Origin of the sequence: Acinetobacter sp. WCHA29, from assembly GCF_002165335.1 — a bacterium.
GTDB lineage: Bacteria > Pseudomonadota > Gammaproteobacteria > Pseudomonadales > Moraxellaceae > Acinetobacter.
On record NZ_NHRQ01000001.1, the window covers coordinates 150,535 to 172,691 of the forward strand.

Consider the following 22,157-nt stretch of genomic DNA (forward strand, 5'->3'; position numbering starts at 1 on the left):
ACAACAATATTCTGCTTCTTTTGTTAAAAAAGATTGTCAATTGTCCGACAGTTTTTATGAATAAAGATCTAAAAGGTTTACATACGCTTCACCTTGTAAAATTCAAATAAATTGACTATAATTTGCCCCTTTCCAATTTGATCATCAGGTAGGCTATGGCCAATAAAGAGGAACTCATTGAGTTCGAAGGCGTTGTCACCGAAACGCTTCCTAATACGATGTTCCGTGTACGTTTAGAAAACGGTCACGAAGTTATTGCTCACATTTCTGGTAAAATGCGCAAACACTATATCCGTATTTTGACGGGTGACAGTGTAAAAGTAGAAATGACACCTTATGACTTAACAAAGGGTCGTATCACTTATCGCGCGCGCTAAGAGATTCGTGAATGCAAAAAAGCCACATTTTGTTTGTGGCTTTTTTTATGCTTGATTCTTATTACTCACTCAAACGTGTTGTTTTACACCCTACCGTTTGACACTCACGTAATCTTTCCTCTAACCAATGATTACGCTCTTGTGTCGTCGTAAGTCTACATTGCACGCTTACGCTATTTTTTTGATCATCAGTACATTCTGCATCTCGATGATGAATCCATGCGAGCTGGGACTTTTTAAGAATCTTTTGTTGTGTCTCATTGAGTTGGTGACGCAATTGCTGGTAATTTTTATTTAAATCAGCATCAGCACTCGCATAAATTTTATTCGTGCAATAAATATCATCATACGTATTGCGTGCCTTATCACAATTATCTGCATGACTGAATGTTGCTAAAGCGCCACACATCAGTCCAAATATAAATTTGTGCATCAAGTTTTCTCAATCGCTTAATATCCTATCTATGTAAGCACATTTGAACTCAATTGAATATTGCCTAAAAATAGACTAGTTTGTATATTTTTATCAATTCACACAAATGAACTCGACACCAACATCATTTAAGGATTGAATAAACATAGATGAGAGGATAAGGATTAATCAAAATAAAAATTTAAGTATTTGTTATTTCTAATCATATTATCTTTACAAGCATATACCACTGCATACCAAAATCGAACCAGCCTACCTGATTATTTACAACTTTTTATCGGGCAATCTGCAACCATAATCCAACAGCAGTTCGATTTAAAACCTCTAGGTTTTCGGACTATCGCCCAACCAATCAAACAAAGCAATCAGCTGATTTACACTGTCATTCGCCCAATTCGTATTCCTATTTCTATCGCTCAATCGGCTGAACTTGGTGCTCAAAATATACCAATTCAAAGTGCTGGCAATACAGATAGTACTTATGATCTCAATTTAAAATGTCACATCATTTTTGAGCTAGACCAACAGCAAATTGCTCGCTCTATTCGCTATGAAGGCAAGGCTTGTTAGTTTGCTTATATACCATTAAGTTATAAAAAAACGCAGCCCAAGCTGCGTTTTTTATTGGCTATAATTCTTAGTTTAGTGCTGAAACTACAGCTTCACCCATAGCATCTGTACCAACTTTTGTCATGCCTTCAGACATAATATCTGCTGTACGCAAACCTTGATCTAATACTTGACCCACAGCATCTTCAATTGCTTTTGCTGCAGCTTCTTCACGGAAGGTATAACGTAACATCATCGCAACTGAAAGAATAGTTGCCAATGGATTAGCAACATTTTGACCAGCAATATCTGGTGCAGAACCATGACATGGCTCATACATGCCTTTGCCATTTTCATCTAAAGATGCAGAAGGCAACATGCCGATCGAACCTGTCAACATTGCTGCTTCGTCAGATAAGATATCACCAAATAAATTACCTGTAACGATCACATCAAACTGCTTTGGTGCACGCACTAACTGCATTGCGGCATTGTCAACATACATATGTGAGAGTTGAATATTTGAATATTGTGCTTGCTGTAAATCAGTAACCGTTTGCTTCCACAATTCAGTCACTTCCAATACATTGGCTTTATCAACCGAGCATACTTTGCCACCGCGCAAGCCTGCTAACTCGAATGCAACTTTGGCGATACGCTTGATTTCACTTTCTGAATAAACATCAGTGTTATAGCCTTGTTTTTCGCCATTTTCTAATTCGCGAATACCACGTGGTTGACCAAAGTAGATCCCCCCCGTTAATTCACGAACAATGAGGATATCCAAACCTGCAACGATTTCTGGCTTCAAACTTGAAGCATCAGCCAATTGTGGATAAAGAATCGCAGGACGTAAATTTGCGAATAAATTCAATTCGCTACGAATTTTAAGCAAACCACGTTCTGGACGAATCGAACGTTCAATGGTATCCCATTTAGGTCCACCAACCGCACCCAACAAGATTGCATCGGCTTTTTTCGCCTGTTCACTAGTGACAGCTGGGTAAGGTTCACCATGTGCATCAATCGCAGAACCACCCAACAAACCATGTTCCCATGTCAAACCTAAATTAAATTTTTGATTCACCTTAGTTAGTACTTGCTCAGCTGCACCAACAATCTCAGGACCGATACCATCGCCTGCTAAAATTAAAATATGTTTAGACATTTATTCTTCCAGTTTCATATATGCAGCGTTCATACTGCAAGCCGATTAAATCTTTTTCTCAACAAATTCACCCAAACCTGTGCTCACATCATATGGGCGACAGAATCGACGAATCGTATGCTGTTCTTGTTGCAAATCCACACATAAGGGTTCAGGTATAGAAACATTTAATAAACTACCCGAACGATATGCACGGTCTCGGTACATTTTAAAGGTATAGCTTTGATGCGGCTTGAACGCATGAATCACATGGAAGGTTTCAGCTCGGTCTGGTGAAATAGGATAAAAGCGAATGACTACTTCATATTGTTTGGCTGGTACATTTAAGTAGACTTGTTGTTTTCTACTAAAAACCGAACCATGCAATCGTACAATCCCTTGCTCCATCGCCTGTTGGCTAATACGGTGCGATTTGGCATCGATCACGGCAATATCATTGATTCGTTCAAACTCACAATTTTCGACGCCTGAACAATACAAAGTTGCATTTTCTGCTTTATTGCCTACTGTATTTTGGGCAATACGAACCTGATCAACCATATTCGTAGAATTCTGACATGCGGTTAATGTCATACCAACACCTAAACACAGCAAAATACTGCGAGGGAGTCTTCTTTTCATTATTCAAGCCCAGTCCTATATCATGCAAACATGCAAGCGAATATATCTACTCGCATGTTAGCAAGAGTTCCATGTCCGCGCTATGGCTATATTTAAAATGTACTAAAACATTAAGCTATGTTTATATTGATGAGATATAAATAAAACTTAAGCTTCTATCTCTTGAAACACCCAAGGACGCGCCTGTTTGGCTTTTTCTTCATAGGCACGAATATCATCTGCCACTTGCAAAGTTAAGCCAATATCATCCAAACCATTTAATAAGCAGTGCTTACGGAATGGATCAATTTCAAATTTAAATGCTTCACCTGTTGGCGTGCGCACTTCCTGAGCTTCTAAATCGATGGTCAATTGATAACCTTCTGTTTCAGCACATTCCTTGAATAACTGATCAACAATCTCTTCAGATAAAATCACAGGCAACATGCCATTTTTAAAGCAGTTATTAAAGAAAATATCGGCAAAGCTTGGCGCGATCACGGTACGGAAACCATACTCATTCAAAGCCCAAGGCGCATGTTCACGACTAGAACCACAACCAAAGTTAGTACGGGCCAATAAAATCGTTGAACCTTGATAACGCGGTTTATTCAACACAAATTCAGGGTTAATTGGACGTCTGCTAATATCTTGCCCTAAATAACCTTCATCTAAATAACGCAATTCATCAAATAAGTTGTCGCCAAAACCTGTGCGCTTAATTGACTTCAAAAACTGTTTTGGAATGATTAAATCAGTATCAACATTTGCACGATCTAAAGGTGCAACAATACCTTGTTCTACAGTGTATTTTTTCATGATTTTGCTCCTTTAGAATGAACGTACATCAACAAAATGACCTGCAATTGCAGCCGCTGCAGCCATTGCTGGGCTCACCAAATGTGTACGACCACCGTTACCCTGACGACCTTCAAAATTTCGATTCGAAGTAGATGCACAATGTTCACCTGGTTGTAATTTATCAGCGTTCATTGCTAAGCACATTGAACAACCTGGTTCACGCCATTCAAAACCAGCCTCCAAGAAAATTTGATCCAAGCCTTCTTGTTCTGCTTGTTGCTTCACCAAACCTGAACCCGGAACGATCATCGCCTGTTTAATACTAGATGCAACTTTACGCCCTTTCACGACATCTGCCGCAGCACGAATATCTTCAATACGAGAATTGGTACATGAACCAATAAAGACACGATCTAATTGAATATCAGACAACGCTTGACCAGCAGTTAAACCCATATATTGATAAGCACGAGTCCAGTCATTACGCTGAACATCATCTTTTGCTTGTTCTAAAGTCGGTACTGCTTGCGAAACAGGGATCACCATTTCTGGAGAAGTTCCCCAAGACACTTGTGGCTCAATCTCAGCACCATTCAATACGACGACTGCATCAAATACAGCATCTTCGTCTGAATGTAAGGTATTCCAGTATTCTACGGCTTGATCCCACTGCTCACCTTTAGGCGCATAGTTACGATCTTTCACATAAGCGATGGTTTTGTCATCAACAGCAACCATACCTACGCGCGCACCCGCTTCGATTGCCATGTTACATACGGTCATACGCCCTTCGATCGACATATCACGGAACACTTGACCACCAAATTCAATGGCATAGCCTGTACCACCAGCCGTTCCAATTTTGCCGATAATTGCTAAAACAACATCTTTCGACGTCACGCCTTTGCCTAATACACCATCGACACGAACAAGCATGTTTTTCGATTTTTTCTGTACTAAACATTGAGTTGCTAACACATGCTCAACTTCTGACGTGCCAATACCGTGTGCTAAACAACCAAATGCGCCATGTGTAGCTGTGTGTGAGTCACCACAGACCACGGTCATACCCGGCAAAGTTAAACCTTGCTCTGGTCCTACCACGTGGGCGATACCTTGACGAATGTCATTAATACCAAATTCAACGATATTAAAAGTCTTACAGTTATCATCTAAAGTTTGGACTTGGATACGAGAGGTATCATCTTCGATTCCAGCAATGCCTTGCTCACGCTCTTTTTTAGAAGTTGGAACGTTATGGTCAGGTGTTGCGACATTGGCACTTAAACGCCATGGCTGACGATCAGCAAGTTGTAAGCCTTCAAATGCTTGAGGGCTAGTCACTTCATGTAATAAATGACGATCAATATAAATCAAGCTTGAACCATCATCACGTTGCTTAACTAAATGGTCATCCCATAATTTGTCATATAATGTCTTGCCTGCCATGTCGTAGCTCTCCAACGTGCTTGTCATAGGACTGGGTAACTAAATCTTAAATTTATTATAGCAATGCTTTCACATAAATCTAATTTATCATTTTTATTAGTTATCAAACTTTTTGGAATAAATAATTCATTTGTGCATCAATTTTTTTCAATAAAGAGATAAATGCTTATCTATCTAAAAGTTCGATCATCGAGAGTAGAAATTTCTTTTTTACTTCTTAAATGATAATCATTACTATTTAATTAAATAGAATTTGAAATGGTGCGCGATATGGCAAACATTCAGCAATTCGTGATTAACAATCGACGGACTTTAAAAAAAACCTTGAGTTACTACATCATGCATATTAGTGTTGCGATGATAGTTGCCTATATGATTACGGGAAATTTAATCATGGCTGCAACCTTAAGTTTAATTGAACCAACCGTACAAGCTTTTGCCTTTTTCTTCCATGAAAAAGTTTGGAATTATTTCTAATTTTCAACATCAATATCTGAGCACATATTTTAAAGTTATTTGAGTAAGCCTGTATGAATCTTGCTGCATTTGAAGCATTTTTAAAAGTGATGGAAACAGGATCAATTTCGATTGCAGCAGAACAATTATTTATTACTCAACCTGCGGTGACCAAACGAATTCATACGCTTGAAGAATATTTTGGAGTAAAACTATTTGAATCCGCAGGACGCGGTATTCAACCGACCCATGCAGCACATTCTTTATTACCGAAAGTGAGAACATGGCTCAATGAATTAGGTGAAATTCATCATACGCTGAGTCATGAGCAGAATCAGGTACAGGGTCGTTTAAAAATTGGGACGAGTCATCATATCGGATTGCATCATCTCGCAGACCCACTGAAAGCTTTTGTACAATCTTTTCCACAAGTCACTTTAGATGTGCATTTTGTAGACTCAGAACAGGCGCATGAACAAGTTTTAGCAGGTGAACTCGAACTGGCCTTTTTAACCCTCCCTCCCATTGGAGATGAACGACTAAGCTACTTGACGATTTGGAATGATCCTTTGGTTTTTGTGACCTCACCTTTTCATCCTTTAGCGCAACAATCACAACTTAAATTAGAAGATTTGATTGCTTATCCTAGCCTTTTACCCGCAGCACACACTTATACCAGTCAAATCACATTAGCAGAGTTTGAAAAAAAGAGCTTAAAACCTAAAATCAGCATGAGCAACAATCCTTTAGAATCAATCAGGATGTTAGTTTCTATTGGTTTAGGTTGGTCGGTATTACCTAAAACGTTGGTGAATCAAGATTTAAAACAACTTGATCTGAATCTCGATATGCAACGTCAACTGGGTATGGTGTGGCATCCTGCACGGATTCAATCTAAAGCAGCGGAAGAATTAATCAATATGATGCAACTTGGCTAGGCTAGCTAAAGCTAAGTTAGTCACCGCCTCCGCCACAACTGCTACAGCTACTGCCACAACTGGATGAAGATGATGATTGATCTTGCATATATTTTGCAAAATCTTTAGTCATTTGCTCCAGTTTAAACGATTGTCCATTTTCCCAACCCAACACCTGATCAACCGCAAATAGTCGTGGCAATTGCATCGTATTGCTTGGATTATATCCATGTAACATACAGCTATATTTCCAAGCTTCAAATAATTGCTTTGCTTGTTCTTCTGGTCTCGTTGTTCCGTCATAAGGGCTATGATTCAACGTTCGACCTATGGTTTGCTCACATAATTGCTGATACTGGATCGGATATTGCAACATCACATGCCATAAAGCATCGACTGCATGTGAAGGCATGGCATAGGCTTGTTTTTGCATCACATGTAATGCCAAATAATCCTTAAATCCAAGTTCAATCAGCCGACGTTGTTTTAAGCTCAGTTCGGGATATTGTTGTTTTAATTTATTCCAAAATATTGGATCAATGTTGAGTTGCTCAATCTTCTCTAATTTATTCCTTCGAGTCTTGGCGATCAAAACATGGTTTAAAACACTAATTGTCCATATTAATGGGAGTAAAACCCAAGCGGTAAAGATCTGCTTTTGCCAGCTATACATGAGCAGTAAGACTAAAATCGGCAGGATAATCCAGCGTGTTTTTATCATCGGTTGCTGGCGTTCTAATTTGAGTAATGCATTAAGCATGTTGGAAGTATGTTCTTCCTGATTTGTTTTTATTTTCATACTGTCATCTTAAGAACAAAAGATGACAGTTATATGACATTAAAACCTCCCAATAATTATGGGAGGCATCGACGATATAGATTATCCTATTTTTAACAAACGGCGAATTTGTTGCGTCACTTGACCCACATCTAATTGCTGATTTGAAAGTGTCATCGTCAATAGCTGATCTGAACGCAAAGTTCGATCCACTTCTAACATCACATGCGTTTGATGTGCTTCTGCAACAAATGATACTTCGACCTCATTAAAGCCACTGAACAGATGTGAAGAAACAAACTCTAATTCTTGGTAGCAACCAATGGTTGATCGAAAATTACGTGCCGTGAGTTGTCCTTTTTCTACATCGACACTCGATAAGACAAAACCACATTGTTGCATTGCTTGTAAAAACACTTGCATGGTTGGTGTGGGTAACACACTTAAATAATCACGATCAGTTGCATCTAGTCCCCAATCAACATCCATATGTGTATTGATCCAAACGCGAGTCCCATTACGGCGACAAGAAACTTCAGTGATAGGCGTTTCATATGGGATTTGCATCGTAAATGGAATATGATGGGATTGATGTGCAGCTAATAAAAAATTTGAACTGATTAACCACTGATCCAAAATCAAAGGTTGATTAAATTCATGATCCCCTGACTCAACTTCGGCGATGGTCATCAATTGTAAATACAAACTATTGATTTCTTTATCAGATGAGCCGCCTTTAAAACTAATTTCCCCTTCTAATGTTCCACCCGCTTGTAAAGTTGGATTATGCAAATGCGTTTCTACAGTTACCCCTTGAATACCTAAACTTGACATCATTTTTTTAAACATGTTTCGACCCTTTTGAATTATTTCGTTAAATCTATAACTGGCTACTTATTTTAAAGTGCTTCATCCCCAGCGATTTGAAGCTTGCCATCTGCTATTTCGTTCATAAATTGCTGATAATCATTCAAATTGCGCTCAGCATATCGCATGGCATACTCTTGCAAAACATCTACAATCTTGTTGCCTTCACCTAGATAGCCCATCAAAACATCGGCATTACCAGATTTTGCATGTGCATGCGCCAACGCTAAGCCACAACTTTCAGCATATTCATAAAAATATTCGTCATCCATATCTGTTAAATCCACAGAAATCTTCATATCTCTAAGCTGACGGATGTGGAAATGTTTATCTAATGTAGAAAATCCTAAGAAGATATCACTAGCAGCCTGCATTAATTGTTGACCATGAATGACTCGCTCACCTTCATGCTTCACTTTTTCAGGGAATAATGGACTTAAAATAGAGGGGCTGGCTTCTTTCATCTGTAAAATTAACGGTTCACGATCTGCATCTTGAAACAGCGCAACAGCAGAGCGTGTACCCACACTCCCCACCCCAACCACTTTGAGTGCAACGTCTGTGCGTTGATAACGATCAAATAAAACTTGTCGATCAAATTTCAATGAATCTCGATAACACGAAAAGAATTGATCAAGATTGTGGGCAAAAGGTTCATTTGTTTGGGGGTGCCATAAAAGTGGCTTGTCATCAATAAAATACCTAAAACCCGTATCCTCATTTTTTTCAGTTAACTTTGGTAAAACAGAATGTGCATTTCTTTTTTGTGCTGAATCAAGATGCTTCTCTCGCTTCTTTCTCAGTTTTCGACATTCCGTATTTTCTAACAACGTACTGGCATCGACTTTGTCATACCAAACTTGTAACGGTGATAATTCAGTATTTTGCAGTAGATGTTGGCGATAACTATTTAGCATAGTTTTAATGGCTTTTAAACCGACTTTATCAGCAAGATCAATATCACGTGCTGCAATCACAAAACTGGTTGCTAAACGTTTTAAATCCCACTCAAATGGCGCAACTAAAGTTTCGTCAAAATCATTAATTCCAAATAACAGATTACGTTCAGGGCTAGCAAAACCACCAAAATTGCTTAAATGACAATCCCCACAAATTTGCTGGAATAAACCTGAGTTAAACTGCTCCCATGCTTGATCAAACAACATTAAAGAAGGCATACCACGATAATAGGTAAATGGAGAAACACTCATACGTTTTGCACGAATCGGCTTAAGCCGCTCTAAACGTCCTTGATTACTCCAATCATAAATATTTAAAGCCGTTAGACCTTTAGGTCGTTGCGATAGTTGTGACAACTGTTCACGTGAAACTTTTTGACGTTGCGCTTTTCCTAATTTAAAACCTTCGGTTTTTGTCAGTAACTTACCTTGATAACTATGCCGAGTAAGATCAATGCAGTCTTCTGTCCAAAGTTGTTTTGGCAGTTTAATTTGTTGTTTTTTCATAACACCCCCGACATAAATTCAGTAGTGTTATAACAATAAATTGAATGGATCAGATAAATAATTTTTATTTTTCACTCAACTCATGGTGTTGATCATTCATTTTTTATTTTTTCACAAATTTCCTAACAACATAATAAAGCAGCATCACAAAGGGTAAAACCAAAAATAATGCGCCAAATCCAAACGTTATGCAGGCAAAAATAATGCCGCCTATTGCACCCCCAAATAAAAGGATAATCAAATAGAATAACAATTCACTAATCAAGGCATCAAAACCTTGGCTAAGGAACTGTTCACCCCAATCTGAGCGGCGATATCGTCTACGCTCTAAATTCTTATTATTCACGATATTTCCGATTCACATAATACCTATTCTTCTAACATAATAAGTACTATGTGAGCAAAGTAAAGATTATACGGATACGATCGACCAGTCTTGAATATCCCAATCTTGATCTTGCGCCAATTTTTCTAAACGATCATCAGGATTCACTGCAATTGCATGGGTTGCATATTCAAGCAAAAAACGATCATTGATTGAATCTGAATACGCCCAAGACTCATCAACTGCTCTTCCCTGTAACCATTGATCTAAACGAGCAAGCTTACCTTTCTGATAACAAGGTAAACCTGTCACCTTACCCGTATACTTCCCATCAAGAACTTCGGCATTGGTGGCAATAATTTCAGTAATACCAAATTCACGAAAAATCGGAGCCGTAATAAAATCACTGGTTGCAGTAATCCCAACAATCGCATGACCTAAATCTTGATGCTTTTTAATTGCATCAAAACCTTTCGGACGCATTTGGGGACGAATCACTTTTTGCATAAACAACTGGTGTAGTTCAGTTAAATAAGTATTGTCATGCTTGGTCAAAAATTCAAAGACAAATTCGTTATAGGCAATCGGATCAAGTTGTCCTGCCTTATAGTCCTCGTAGAATTTATCATTCATTTGACGATGATGAACTGGATCAACCAAACCTTCATTCACTAAAAACTCACCCCATGAGTGGTCAGAATCGGTATTTAACAGGGTGTGATCTAAATCAAACAAAGCCAATTTCATATAAATGCTCATTTAAATGCAAATTAAAGAAAAAAAACGTAAATCTATTTCCGTAAGTGACTAAAAATTCGTTAAGATCATAGCAATTTTAAACATTTTACTTTGACCTTTTTCGAGTTGGACGTGAAGAGTGACTGTCCCCGAGATCAAAGTCAACGATATAGAGAAAATTTAGGTAGCCAAATGATCGATTCAGAAGGTTTCCGACCCAACGTCGGGATCATTTTGGCAAACGATGACGGACAAGTTTTATGGGCAAAACGCATTGGTCACAATGCTTGGCAATTTCCACAAGGAGGTATCCAGTTTGGAGAAACCCCTGAACAGGCACTTTATCGTGAACTGAGAGAAGAAGTCGGTTTATTGCCCGAACACGTCCAAATAGTAGCGCAGACTAAAAGTTGGCTGCGTTATCGTTTGCCCCATCGGTACATTCGGTCAGATTCTGATCCGGTATGTATTGGACAAAAGCAAAAGTGGTTTTTACTGAAATTAACGGCATCGCCGCATCATATTCAGTTAAATCTATCAGACCCACCCGAGTTCGATCAATGGCAATGGGTGAGTTACTGGTATCCATTAGGTCAAGTAGTGAACTTCAAAAGAGATGTTTACCGCAGAGCCATGATGGAGTTGTGTTTACAATTACCGTAGCGTTAATCGTCAACAAATCATCACTTTAAGCAATGATTTTTGATCATAGAGCTGTTATAACTAGACCGATAACGATTTATAAATTGGAGTAAACATCCATGTCAAACATGCAACTCGACACGCTTAGACGCATTGTGCAAGAAATTAATGCGTCCGTCAGTTTGCATGATTCTTTGGACATTATGGTCAATCATGTGGCTGAAGCGATGCATGTCGATGTATGCTCCATTTATTTATTGGATGAACGAAATAAACGCTATGTGCTCATGGCTTCAAAAGGTTTAAAACCTGAAGCTGTTGGACATGTTTCTTTGAGTGTTGGTGAAGGTCTCGTCGGTTTAGTCGGTAACCGTGAAGAAATTGTAAACTTAGATAACGCACCTAAGCATGAACGCTTTGCTTATTTGCCTGAAACAGGTGAAGAGCTATTTAACTCATTTCTTGGCGTACCCGTGATGTATCGCCGTAAAGTGATGGGCGTTTTAGTTGTTCAAAATAAAGAACCTCAAGACTTTAGTGAAGCGGCTGAATCATTTCTCGTTACTTTATGTGCGCAACTCTCAGGGGTAATTGCCCATGCACATGCGGTCGGAAATATTGATGTTTTCCGCAAACCAACGAGTGGTTCATCTTACAAAACCTTCCAAGGGGTTTCAGGTGCTGGAGGGATTGCATTAGGTCGCGCCATCGTGCTCTATCCCCCAGCCGATCTTGCTGCAATTCCCGATCGTGAAGCTGAAGATATCAGTGATGAACTCGACCTATTAGATCAAGCGATTGCTGCGGTACGTTTAGAGATCCAATCTTTAGATGAGAAAATGCAAGACTCATTGATGTCAGAAGAACGTGCGTTATTTAGCGTGTTCTTGCGGATGTTAGATGAAAATGCCTTACCAAGTGAGATTAAAGATCACATTCGTGCAGGCAGTTGGGCACAAGGTGCGGTGCGTAAAGTCATTGACAAGCATGTGGCGCTGTTTGCACAAATGGAAGATGACTACCTGCGTGAACGGGTTTCTGACCTTAAGGACTTGGGACGGCGCATTTTGGCCTGCCTACAGGAGGCGGATTCCAGCCATCGTGAACTTAGCCCAGACAGTATTTTAATTGGTGAAGAAATTAGTACGGCGGCTTTAGTTGAACTTCCTGTTGATAAAATCGCTGCGATTGTGACTTCTGAAGGCGCTGCCAATTCACACATGGTAATCGTGGCACGCGCTCTGGGGATTCCAACCGTTGTGGGTGTCACCGAATTGCCAATCAACACCCTTGATGACATTGAGATGATTGTCGATGCCTATCAGGGACGTGTTTTTGTTAACCCACCACGTCGATTACGTCAACGATATAAAGAAGTCCAGAAAGAAGAAGAGCAAATCGCTAAAGATTTGAAGCAATATGAAACCAAAGATGCGATTACACCTGATGGTATCTCTATTCCTTTATTCGTAAATACAGGTTTGATGATTGACGTTGTTCGTGGCGTGCAACGTGGTGCGAAAGGTGTTGGTTTATATCGCAGCGAAATTCCGTTCATGCTACGCGAACGATTCCCAGGTGAAGAAGAACAACGTGCCATCTATCGTCAGCAGTTGAGCCATTTTGCCAATAAGCCCGTGATTATGCGAACTCTCGATATCGGTGCGGATAAAGATTTGCCTTATTTTAGTATTGAAGAAGAAAACTCGGCATTAGGTTGGCGTGGTCTACGCTTTACTCTGGATCACCCTGAAATTTTCTCAGCGCAAATCCGTGCCATGCTAAAAGCTAGTATTGGTTTGAATAATTTGCATATTTTGTTACCGATGGTGACAAGTGTCAGTGAAGTTGAAGAAGTCTTGTATCTGTTGGAACGAGACTGGTTAGCTGTACAAGAAGAAGAACAAGTCAAAATCACTAAGCCTAAAATTGGGATCATGGTTGAAGTACCGAGTGTACTTTTACAAATTGGTGAGTTTGCTGAGCTGGTCGACTTCTTTTCAGTTGGTTCCAATGACTTAACCCAATATTTATTGGCTGTTGATCGTAACAATCCTCATGTAGCTAACGTATATTCGCACTTTCATCCGTCTGTCTTACGTGCTTTAAACCGTTTAGTAGAAGATTGTCATATCTATCAAAAACCAGTCAGTGTCTGTGGTGAAATGGCAGGAGATCCATTATCTGCCATTCTACTGATGGCGATGGGTTTCAATACACTTTCTATGAGTTCTAGCAATATATTAAGAGTTCGTAAAGCGATTTGTCATGTCCCAATGAGTGATGCAAAACAACTCTTAGACGATGTTTTACACATGAATAACCCTCTGGTCATTAAAAGTTGGCTTGAACACTACTTTAAAACGCATGGTCTTGCAGATATGGTCAAATCAAATCGTTTGGTCAGTGCCTAGAAAATAACTAGGGCATCCTTTCAAGGATGCCTTTACACAACTGCAACAGGTGAAAAACCTCCTGTTTTTATATATGAGCATACAAGCTGAATTTGGGAGTTGATTATAAAATTACCCTTAACGAACTATTCAACTCCCTTTAATTGGTTATTTTAATGGGACTTTTTCAAATTTTAACAATTTATTGCTCAACAATTCTCATTGCCACATTTAAGATTTAAACAGCTTCAATCGGATAAAGCATTTATGACATCAACTTTAATCCATTGGAAAAAAAACTTTCATCAATCTAGAGTAAAAATACAACGGATGTAAACCACATCATTACAAATCAGTTTAGGCATCTTCATTTTTGATACCCATTTTGTAGCTGATAAGGTTGAACATTCATATCTTTGAACGGTCAAACAGTTCGGATGACCCAGCTCACAGGTCATCTTGATGGAGATAGAACATGAGCCAAGACGATAAAAAATGTCCTTATAGCCACTTAACCACTGATTTTGGTGCACCCGTGGTGGATAATCAAAATAGTATGACAGCAGGTGCTCGGGGTCCTTTATTAGCCCAAGATTTATGGCTAAATGAAAAACTTGCCAACTTTGTCCGTGAAGTGATTCCTGAACGTCGTATGCACGCTAAAGGTTCTGGTGCATTCGGTACATTTACAGTTACCCATGATATTACTCAATATACTCGCGCTAAAATCTTTAGCGAAATCGGCAAAAAAACAGAAATGTTTGCTCGTTTTACCACGGTTGCAGGTGAACGTGGCGCAGCGGATGCTGAACGAGATATTCGTGGTTTTGCCTTAAAATTTTATACTGAAGAAGGTAACTGGGATATGGTAGGTAATAATACCCCTGTATTCTTCTTACGTGATCCACGCAAATTCCCAGATCTCAACAAAGCAGTAAAACGCGACCCAAAAACCAATCTACGCAGTGCTACCAATAATTGGGATTTCTGGACTTTATTGCCAGAAGCCCTGCATCAAGTCACGATTGTAATGTCAGATCGCGGTATCCCTGCTAGCTACCGACATATGCATGGTTTTAGTAGTCATACCTATAGCTTCATTAATGCAGCCAATGAACGTTTCTGGGTGAAATTCCACTTTAGAACGCAACAAGGCATTAAAAATCTGACTGATGCTGAAGCCGAAAGCATTGTAGGGAAAGACCGTGAAAGCCATCAACGTGATTTATTCGATGCGATTGAAAATGGTGATTATCCAAAATGGACGCTTTTTGTTCAGGTTATGCCAGAACAGGATGCGGAGAAAGTGCCCTACCATCCATTCGACCTGACCAAAGTTTGGCCGCATGGTGATTATCCATTGATTGAGGTCGGTGAGTTTGAACTTAATCGCAACTCTGAAAACTTCTTCCTAGATGTTGAACAATCTGCTTTTGCACCAAGTAACTTAGTACCAGGTATTAGTGTTTCACCTGACCGTATGTTGCAAGCACGCCTATTTAACTATGCGGATGCGCAACGTTACCGTTTAGGCGTGAACTATCAACAAATTCCAGTGAATGCTGCTCGCTGCCCTGTTCACAGTAATCACCGCGATGGTCAAGGCCGTATCGACGCCAACTATGGTGGTTTACCACATTATGAGCCAAACAGCTTCGGTCAATGGCAAGAGCAGCCGCAATACAAAGAACCACCATTGAAAATCAATGGCGATGCAGACTTCTGGGATTATCGTGAAGATGATAATGACTACTTCAGTCAACCTCGTGCCTTGTTCGAGTTAATGACACCTGAACAGCAAGATGCCTTATTTGGCAATACAGCACGCGCGATGGGTGATGCGTTGGACTTTATCAAGTATCGTCATATCCGAAACTGCTATGCTTGCCACCCTGCTTATGGCGAAGGTGTTGCAAAAGCACTTGGTATGACTGTTGCTGATGCGCAAGCCGCCCGTGAGACTGACCCTGCTCGTCACTTACCAAGCTTTCTTTAAACCCTAAAACATCCAAATAAAAAGCCATCTTCGGATGGCTTTTTTGATGGAATTGGGTAACAATTTAGTCAATCTCTTATAGAAAAATAATCATGTCAAAACAATTAGATCAACTGATTCAAAGCCATAATATTATCTTGTTCGGAGGATTGTTATGTGATTCAAGCAAGTGATAAACAGCATTTTTTATTGGATGATGTTTTAAGATGAGAAATGCTGAACTTACAATTGCACAGATTTTAAAATTCTGTCAGCTGATTATTGCCTTTCTTTGGATTTATCAAGGTTTAATTCCTAAATTAATTTTTCAGGTAGAGGGTGAACAATACGTTTGGCAACAATTACATATTCCTGATGTGTATATACCATGCTTAGTCTCGCTTTCAGGGATTGGCGAGGTCATTTTTGGTATTCTCTTTCTGTTTATAAGACATCAATATTTGCACTGGCTCAGCATTTTGAGTTTAGTTGGGTTATTTATTTTGATTCTATTCATTTACCCAAATCAAATTTACCAAGCATTTAATCCCGTCGTGATGAATATTGCATTAGGGAGTCTTTCGCTGATTTCAATCTGGTGCCTCAACGCAAAGACTCACACTAAGCCCGAATGAAATGTCCTTCACGAATACAATAAAATGGATTAACTAATTTAGATGAAGATTTCATTGCTTGTTGTAACTCATGTTCAGGAGCATTGCGATCTTCATCAGTAAGTTGGAAAGTTCGAAAATGAATGGCCAATGAACGATGCGCATGCAAATCTAAATGCGCGTGAAAAGCATCTTGTGGATTCATATGCACATATCGCATTAACTTTCGTGGCTCATAAGCACCTATGGGTAATAGTGCAATACGTGCATCACCATATCGCTCATGTATTTGTTTGAAGTGCCCTGCGTAACCTGTATCACCCGCAAAGAAACAATGTCCTGTCTTTGCTAGAAGCGAAAAACCACCCCATAAAGCTCTATTTTGATCCCGTGCCCCACGTCCAGAAGCATGTTGTGCTGGGGTATAGGCTATCTTGATTTCGTCATGAAAAGGAATCTCTTGCCACCAATCCATTTCAATCACATGTAAATGTTTTGCTAAGTAGTAACCATTACCTAAACCCGTATAAATCGGCATTTTAAATTTCTGATGCAGCCACTCCAACGTTGCCAAGTCCATATGGTCATAATGATTATGGCTTAGTAGTACTGCATGAATCGTTGGAAGCTTTTCTAAAGCGATGCCTGCTGGGCAAACTCGTTGCGGGCCTTGACCTTGCTTTGGGCTCACATAGTCACACCAGACAGGATCGGTTAAGAAGTTGTAAGGGCCTATTTGGATGAGAACGGTTGCATGTCCTACAAACCAAATCTGCCAATTATTTAAATCTGCGTGTAGTCTATTTTGTGGTAACTCAAGCATTTGATTACGCAAATTAGCTTCATGTGCGCGATCAACATTCCAAGTATAAGATTTTCGTGTCGCTAGCCATTTAAATAAACCTTTACGGTCAAACGGTGTAAGCGGTTTTTCTAAATTATAAAAACGATCAATACCACAATGATCAGAAGGTTCATGTGGAAACGGAGGTTTCCCCCAAGTATGGCTCAAGCAAGATTGGGTCGGCAATTGATAGGTTAATGTCGGCTTATCTTTCATGTACTTCTTCTTTGCTGGAATTGAATCGCACAAAATTCCGATAGGATTGGGATAATGAGCAGTCCTTTACTCTAACTTTTAAAATCAATCTAATTGTATGATTTTTTTAGAGGGTTTAACTGTCTCTAAACAATCGAACTTGATCCTAACATAAGCTTGTTAGTTATGCTGATTTTATCCAGTCGAGTCAATACAATTTTAGGGAACATATCAAACTTTTCCACTATATACCTTATATAGTTTTTTTATTTCTCTAATACATTTTTTATATTTTAAGAGAAAGTATATTGTTTAAAAAAACAGCTATTATATAATACACATCGAGAAGTACTTTCTAACACTCATACTATTACAATAATAGTAAGACATATTTGGATCAGTCTAATGGAATTACGCCATTTACGTTACTTTATTACTGTTGCTGAGGAATTAAGCTTCAGTAAGGCTGCGGTAAAACTGCATACAGCTCAACCCTCTTTAAGCCAACAAATCAAAGATTTAGAGGATGATATTGGTGTTCAATTATTTTATCGCACCAAACGTAAAGTTGAATTGACTGAGGAAGGTCTGGTTTTTTTAGAACAAGCACGCTTAACCTTAACTCAAGCGGACAAAGCCATTACTATGGCGCGACAAGTTGCGGCAGCAAAAGTACAATGCCTAAGAATCGGATTTTTACCTTCTGCTGAAATTAGAATTTTTCCCTATATTTTCCCTAGGTTACGTGTCAAGACACCTAAACTGCAAATCAACACATTAAACTTAAAAGAAAGTGATCAAATCGCAGAATTAAAAAAAGGTGATTTAGACATTATTTTTATTAATCAAGACTTTCAAAATGAATATTTTGCCAGTCAATTGGTTTTGAAAGAACCGTTAATTTTTATCTTGCCGAAACAGCATCCTTTAGTGGAGTTTAATGCATTAAATATTGAACAACTGAATGGATTAGAACTGACCATCCTATCACATAAACTTTCTCAACCATTGGCTCAAACGATTCTGAAATACAGAGATCAGCATCAAATTAAATTTAAATCGGTCCACGAAACCAACACGATCGCTGAATGTATTCAAGCAGTACAGAGTGGTTCGAGCTGCGCGATTTTACCTTCTTATATGCAAGCGCTTGCGACGGATCAAATCGCTGTTCGTCCATTAAACCACCCTCTGCCGAGTCTCGATGTATTTATGAGTTTCCATCGCACCTCACCAAGCCAAGCAGCAGAACAATTTTTGGAAGAAATTAGACAAGTTTTCGAACTAGAACAGTTAGCACTTTATGCAAGCTAAGAAAAAAGCCGATTTAAACCAGCTTTGAGTTTGTCTACTTAGGCTTGCTCACTAAAAAACGCCACAAATTTTTGATAACTTTCACGCTGTTTTATATTTTCTAAATATCATTCTACTACGGGATGAATCTGTATTTGACCAATTTTCAACTGCCAAAATAGCATTGCTGCAACCATCATATCTACTGTGGTAAATTGTTGCCCGCATAAATATGGATCAGCCTCATTTAAACCCTGAATAAAGGCGTGATAAGCTTCTTGATAATCACCATAGCCAACAAACATTTTCTAATCAGATTTTATCTCTACACCCAACATTTTGTTGGTCGATGCTGCCTCTATTCGCTCACAGGCAACCCCAGTTCAATGAGCAACCAATCAACAACCACACCTCGAGACTGAGTATTTGTATAAAATTTAAGTTCCATTTTTTATATTTCCTTGTTTATTGGTGTTATTAAAATTTAATCGTTCACATTGTCAGTTTTTGTCAGTAGTCGAACGGCATACTTCCTGAGTCCACCATTGTTGAAAAAGTTGTTGTTTGAATTGTGGATAGAGTTCTTGGCTTAAACTTAGATTTTGCATACGATCAAGTCGAAAATTTCGAAAATCATTGCGTAATTCACACCAAGCAGCGAGCACAATCTTGTCATTAAAATAACCAAGCGCAAACAGCTAAACTGTTCTCGCACTGGTGCGTTGCTGTTCATCAACATAATCAAAGAAAATTTTAACTTGAGATCGAATCGACACTCTGACTTGCTCAACCAATATTTGATTGACAGCTAACCATACGTTAAACGCTACGCTGACTGATCTGCAAACGCTCAGCCAAAACGACTTGTGCGGTGACTGGAGAACGATATTGTCGAAGTAATTGTAATAAATTCAGTAATCGAATAGCACGACTCATGCTATCCCTATTGTTATTATTGATGATGAGAAAATCAGCTTTCTCACCATCTTATCTTTGCAAATAATGTGAATCGCTTAACTTTCACTAATCGCTGCACGTTCTAAGATTGTTTGCAAATAAGCATGTAAATCCTGCACATTATGAGCAATCGTTAAAGGCTGGTATTGTTGCAAAGTTTCAATACTATGCACCCCATAGCTGACGCCAATACGTTGCATATTCAGATTTTCTGCCATTTCTAAATCGTAACTGGTATCCCCCACCATAATGGCGCATTCAACTGCTACATCCAACTCAGCAAGAATCTCCTGCAACATCAATGGATCAGGTTTAGACTTGGTTTCACTGGCTGCACGAGTAGTATCAAAAATCTGATGACTATTGGTTTGACTTAATACACGATCTAAACCTTTACGACTTTTACCCGTCGCAACTGCAAGCTTGATCCCTTGTTGTTTTAAGTCAGCCAACAACTCTGCCACACCACTAAACCATGCATCGCCTTTTGAATTTGCAACATAATGATCTGCATAACATTGCAAAATATCTTGCTGCAAATCTGGAACCTGCGGAAATAAGATTTGCATGACTTCGGGCAAACCCAAGCCAATGATACTTTTTGCGGCATCATCCGTTAAAGGTTGCTCAAATTGCTGTGCTGCATATTGCAGACTTGCTACGATTTGTCCAACCGAATCGAATAAAGTGCCATCCCAGTCAAAAATCACCAGTTCGATATTTTGACTCATTTCTGTTTTCTCAATTCATTGATCACTTGTTGCATATCTTCTGGCATTGGCGCTTCAATGCTTGGATAGTTTGGAATGTCTAAACGCATGGCATGTAGGCATAAACGACGTGCTTCAGGGCCTTTATAGTCTGTGTTATGTCCATATTTATCATCCCCAACTAAAGGATGACCAATACTTAAACCATGTACACGGATTTGATGGGTACGTCCCGAAAGCGGTGACGCATGCACCAAAGTTGCTGTCTTAAAACGTTCAACCACTTTCCAGTCAGTCTTACTCGGCTTACCGTCTTTGGTCACACGGACACGACGCTCGCCATTCGCCAGTTCATAACGTAATAAGGGCGCATCAATCAATTGCTGATCCAAACTGACTTGTCCTTTGACAATCGCCGCATACGTTTTTTGAATTTTATGCTCGCGTAGTAAATCCTGAAGCAGTTTTAAGGTACTACGTTTCTTACTGATCATGACCAAGCCTGAAGTATCTCGGTCAATACGATGGATCAGTTCCAAGTATTTTTTACCTGTTGCGGCACGCAAGGCTTCGATTAAACCATAAGCCACACCACTGCCGCCATGAACAGCAATCCCAGACGGTTTATTCACTACTAATAAGCCTTCATCTTCGTAAACCACACGACTAAGCAGGCTTTGCGCCACGCCATCACTCACTGGTGCCGCACTTTCATCCTTTTGTTCATAACGAATTGGTGCGACACGAATCTGATCGCCAATATTCAAACGTGTTTCTGCTTTTATTCTTTTTTTGTTTACACGTACTTGTCCTTCACGAATCAAACGGTAGATTCGACTTTTCGGAACACCTTTTAATCGGGTAAATAAAAAATTATCTATTCGCTGCCCGTCTTGATGCTCATCCACGTCAAACCAAGTGACACTTTGCCATTGTTGTGTAGAATTCATACGCTCGATTAATCCAAGATTTGCTAAATATGATTAAAAATTGATCATTTAGCTAAGTTATTTCACAAGAAACCTAAACTTAGCCCATAGGCAGATGCCGCAAGGTTTGATATATTCAGCGCACGGATACCACCGTAAGTGAGCATCAGATCAGAAATTTTATTTAGATAAAATTTTAAATCGACGAGATACTCACCAATAACTCGGATAGGTCCTAAAGAATTATGCCGACGCCGAAGGCTTATTATATCGGCAAAATGACAAACTGTTGCGTTTAATTGTGCATCAGCACATACAGTTTGTTCAGAAAAAATATGTTGCCAACAAATTTGTTGGTTATTAAACGTAAACTGATCCACATCAGACAATTTGCTCCCTGATGTCGCATTCAGGCTAAAGCGTTGATGCATTGGAACTGCTAAGCAGAGATACGATGATCATTCCGTATCACGAGACTTCCAGGTGGATCGACTTCAATGCTTAATGACAGTGAAAGTCACCATCCAATGCACCGCTCACCCGCCAGTGAAGCGTCTAGGAACTTTGATTATGCTGGGTCTAACGATATTTCACAGATGCAAAACATGGATGAAATATCATTAGACTGAAGATTAAGGCACTATTGCTGACATCGAAATAAACGTATCAAAGCACAAACTG

General features: G+C 39.2%; 23 protein-coding genes and 2 pseudogenes. 9 read left to right on the forward strand and 16 right to left on the reverse strand.

The features are described from left to right. Positions 1-155: 155 nt before the first annotated feature. Positions 156-377 carry a translation initiation factor IF-1 gene (infA, locus tag CDG59_RS00720; protein ID WP_001284370.1) on the forward strand — a complete coding sequence of 74 codons (222 nt, stop codon included), beginning with the start codon at positions 156-158 and terminating at the stop codon, positions 375-377. Positions 378-438: 61 nt separating this feature from the next. Here infA and CDG59_RS00725 read toward each other — a convergent pair whose 3' ends face one another. After that, positions 439-810 (reverse strand): lysozyme inhibitor LprI family protein, encoded by a 372-nt coding sequence (locus CDG59_RS00725; protein ID WP_004659107.1) that lies wholly within the window; start codon positions 808-810, stop codon positions 439-441. A gap of 189 nt (positions 811-999) precedes the next feature. On the opposite strand from CDG59_RS00725, the gene CDG59_RS00730 reads away from it, so the two are divergent. Then, on the forward strand, positions 1,000-1,380 hold the full coding sequence (locus CDG59_RS00730; protein WP_087542945.1) for a hypothetical protein: 381 nt from the start codon (positions 1,000-1,002) through the stop codon (positions 1,378-1,380). Positions 1,381-1,447: 67 nt separating this feature from the next. Here the strand turns inward: CDG59_RS00730 and leuB are convergent, their stop codons facing one another. The 4 genes from leuB to leuC all read right to left on the reverse strand — a co-directional run bounded on the left by leuB (position 1,448) and on the right by leuC (position 5,377). Beyond that, entirely contained in the window at positions 1,448-2,527 is a 1,080-nt protein-coding gene (gene leuB / locus CDG59_RS00735; protein WP_005162683.1) for a 3-isopropylmalate dehydrogenase, read from the reverse strand. A 45-nt stretch (positions 2,528-2,572) separates the two neighbouring features. After that, on the reverse strand, positions 2,573-3,148 hold the full coding sequence (locus CDG59_RS00740) for a hypothetical protein (RefSeq protein ID WP_087542947.1): 576 nt from the start codon (positions 3,146-3,148) through the stop codon (positions 2,573-2,575). A 147-nt stretch (positions 3,149-3,295) separates the two neighbouring features. After that, positions 3,296-3,946: a 3-isopropylmalate dehydratase small subunit gene (leuD, locus tag CDG59_RS00745; protein ID WP_087542949.1), complete on the reverse strand. Its 651-nt coding sequence runs from the start codon at positions 3,944-3,946 to the stop codon at positions 3,296-3,298. 12 nt (positions 3,947-3,958) lie between these two features. Then, positions 3,959-5,377: a 3-isopropylmalate dehydratase large subunit gene (gene leuC, locus CDG59_RS00750; RefSeq protein ID WP_005218472.1), complete on the reverse strand. Its 1,419-nt coding sequence runs from the start codon at positions 5,375-5,377 to the stop codon at positions 3,959-3,961. A 270-nt stretch (positions 5,378-5,647) separates the two neighbouring features. Here leuC and CDG59_RS00755 point away from each other — a divergent pair, with 270 nt between their 5' ends. Continuing rightward, complete coding sequence (locus CDG59_RS00755; protein WP_087536325.1) at positions 5,648-5,854, forward strand: DUF2061 domain-containing protein; 207 nt, start codon at positions 5,648-5,650, stop codon at positions 5,852-5,854. A 53-nt stretch (positions 5,855-5,907) separates the two neighbouring features. Further along, positions 5,908-6,771 (forward strand): LysR family transcriptional regulator, encoded by an 864-nt coding sequence (locus CDG59_RS00760; RefSeq protein ID WP_087536324.1) that lies wholly within the window; start codon positions 5,908-5,910, stop codon positions 6,769-6,771. 16 nt (positions 6,772-6,787) lie between these two features. Here CDG59_RS00760 and CDG59_RS00765 read toward each other — a convergent pair whose 3' ends face one another. The 5 genes from CDG59_RS00765 to CDG59_RS00785 all read right to left on the reverse strand — a co-directional run bounded on the left by CDG59_RS00765 (position 6,788) and on the right by CDG59_RS00785 (position 10,933). Next, on the reverse strand, positions 6,788-7,549 hold the full coding sequence (locus CDG59_RS00765) for a hypothetical protein (RefSeq protein ID WP_087542953.1): 762 nt from the start codon (positions 7,547-7,549) through the stop codon (positions 6,788-6,790). 81 nt (positions 7,550-7,630) lie between these two features. Further along, positions 7,631-8,377, reverse strand: a complete 747-nt coding sequence (locus tag CDG59_RS00770; RefSeq protein ID WP_087542955.1) for a sporulation protein — start codon at positions 8,375-8,377, stop codon at positions 7,631-7,633. A 50-nt stretch (positions 8,378-8,427) separates the two neighbouring features. Further along, positions 8,428-9,861, reverse strand: coding sequence for a DUF2252 domain-containing protein (locus CDG59_RS00775; protein WP_087542957.1), 1,434 nt, complete (start codon positions 9,859-9,861; stop codon positions 8,428-8,430). Between the two features lie 103 nt (positions 9,862-9,964). Further along, positions 9,965-10,207, reverse strand: coding sequence for a hypothetical protein (locus CDG59_RS00780; RefSeq protein WP_087542959.1), 243 nt, complete (start codon positions 10,205-10,207; stop codon positions 9,965-9,967). Between the two features lie 66 nt (positions 10,208-10,273). Next, positions 10,274-10,933 carry an HAD family hydrolase gene (locus CDG59_RS00785; protein ID WP_087542961.1) on the reverse strand — a complete coding sequence of 220 codons (660 nt, stop codon included), beginning with the start codon at positions 10,931-10,933 and terminating at the stop codon, positions 10,274-10,276. A gap of 183 nt (positions 10,934-11,116) precedes the next feature. Here CDG59_RS00785 and CDG59_RS00790 point away from each other — a divergent pair, with 183 nt between their 5' ends. The 4 genes from CDG59_RS00790 (at position 11,117) to CDG59_RS00805 (ending at position 16,569) form a co-directional block, all read left to right on the forward strand. Then, positions 11,117-11,587 carry an RNA pyrophosphohydrolase gene (locus CDG59_RS00790; protein ID WP_005162709.1) on the forward strand — a complete coding sequence of 157 codons (471 nt, stop codon included), beginning with the start codon at positions 11,117-11,119 and terminating at the stop codon, positions 11,585-11,587. Between the two features lie 98 nt (positions 11,588-11,685). Next, positions 11,686-13,980 (forward strand): phosphoenolpyruvate--protein phosphotransferase, encoded by a 2,295-nt coding sequence (gene ptsP / locus CDG59_RS00795; RefSeq protein WP_087542963.1) that lies wholly within the window; start codon positions 11,686-11,688, stop codon positions 13,978-13,980. Between the two features lie 454 nt (positions 13,981-14,434). After that, positions 14,435-15,955: a catalase gene (locus CDG59_RS00800; RefSeq protein WP_087542965.1), complete on the forward strand. Its 1,521-nt coding sequence runs from the start codon at positions 14,435-14,437 to the stop codon at positions 15,953-15,955. Positions 15,956-16,161: 206 nt separating this feature from the next. Further along, positions 16,162-16,569 (forward strand): DoxX-like family protein, encoded by a 408-nt coding sequence (locus tag CDG59_RS00805; protein WP_087542967.1) that lies wholly within the window; start codon positions 16,162-16,164, stop codon positions 16,567-16,569. Here the strand turns inward: CDG59_RS00805 and CDG59_RS00810 are convergent. Beyond that, complete coding sequence (locus CDG59_RS00810; RefSeq protein ID WP_087542968.1) at positions 16,556-17,608, reverse strand: MBL fold metallo-hydrolase; 1,053 nt, start codon at positions 17,606-17,608, stop codon at positions 16,556-16,558. The two genes, CDG59_RS00805 and CDG59_RS00810, sit on opposite strands and share 14 nt — an antisense overlap. A 384-nt stretch (positions 17,609-17,992) precedes the next feature. On the opposite strand from CDG59_RS00810, the gene CDG59_RS00815 reads away from it, so the two are divergent. After that, entirely contained in the window at positions 17,993-18,901 is a 909-nt protein-coding gene (locus CDG59_RS00815) for a LysR substrate-binding domain-containing protein (protein WP_087536313.1), read from the forward strand. Positions 18,902-19,011: 110 nt separating this feature from the next. Here the strand turns inward: CDG59_RS00815 and CDG59_RS00820 are convergent. The 5 genes and pseudogenes from CDG59_RS00820 to CDG59_RS00840 form a co-directional block, all read right to left on the reverse strand. Continuing rightward, positions 19,012-19,328: pseudogene (locus tag CDG59_RS00820) on the reverse strand (hypothetical protein); the annotation flags it as partial. A gap of 52 nt (positions 19,329-19,380) precedes the next feature. Beyond that, positions 19,381-19,816: pseudogene (locus CDG59_RS00825) on the reverse strand (helix-turn-helix transcriptional regulator). Between the two features lie 77 nt (positions 19,817-19,893). Continuing rightward, the gene (locus tag CDG59_RS00830) at positions 19,894-20,568 is read right to left on the reverse strand and encodes an HAD-IA family hydrolase (RefSeq protein ID WP_005162725.1); all 675 of its coding nucleotides are present in this window, start codon (positions 20,566-20,568) and stop codon (positions 19,894-19,896) included. After that, positions 20,565-21,497, reverse strand: a complete 933-nt coding sequence (locus CDG59_RS00835; protein ID WP_087536311.1) for an RluA family pseudouridine synthase — start codon at positions 21,495-21,497, stop codon at positions 20,565-20,567. The genes CDG59_RS00830 and CDG59_RS00835 overlap by 4 nt, the downstream gene beginning before the upstream one ends. Before the next feature lie 62 nt (positions 21,498-21,559). Further along, the gene (locus CDG59_RS00840) at positions 21,560-21,907 is read right to left on the reverse strand and encodes a hypothetical protein (RefSeq protein WP_004659153.1); all 348 of its coding nucleotides are present in this window, start codon (positions 21,905-21,907) and stop codon (positions 21,560-21,562) included. Between the last annotated feature and the right edge of the window lie 250 nt (positions 21,908-22,157).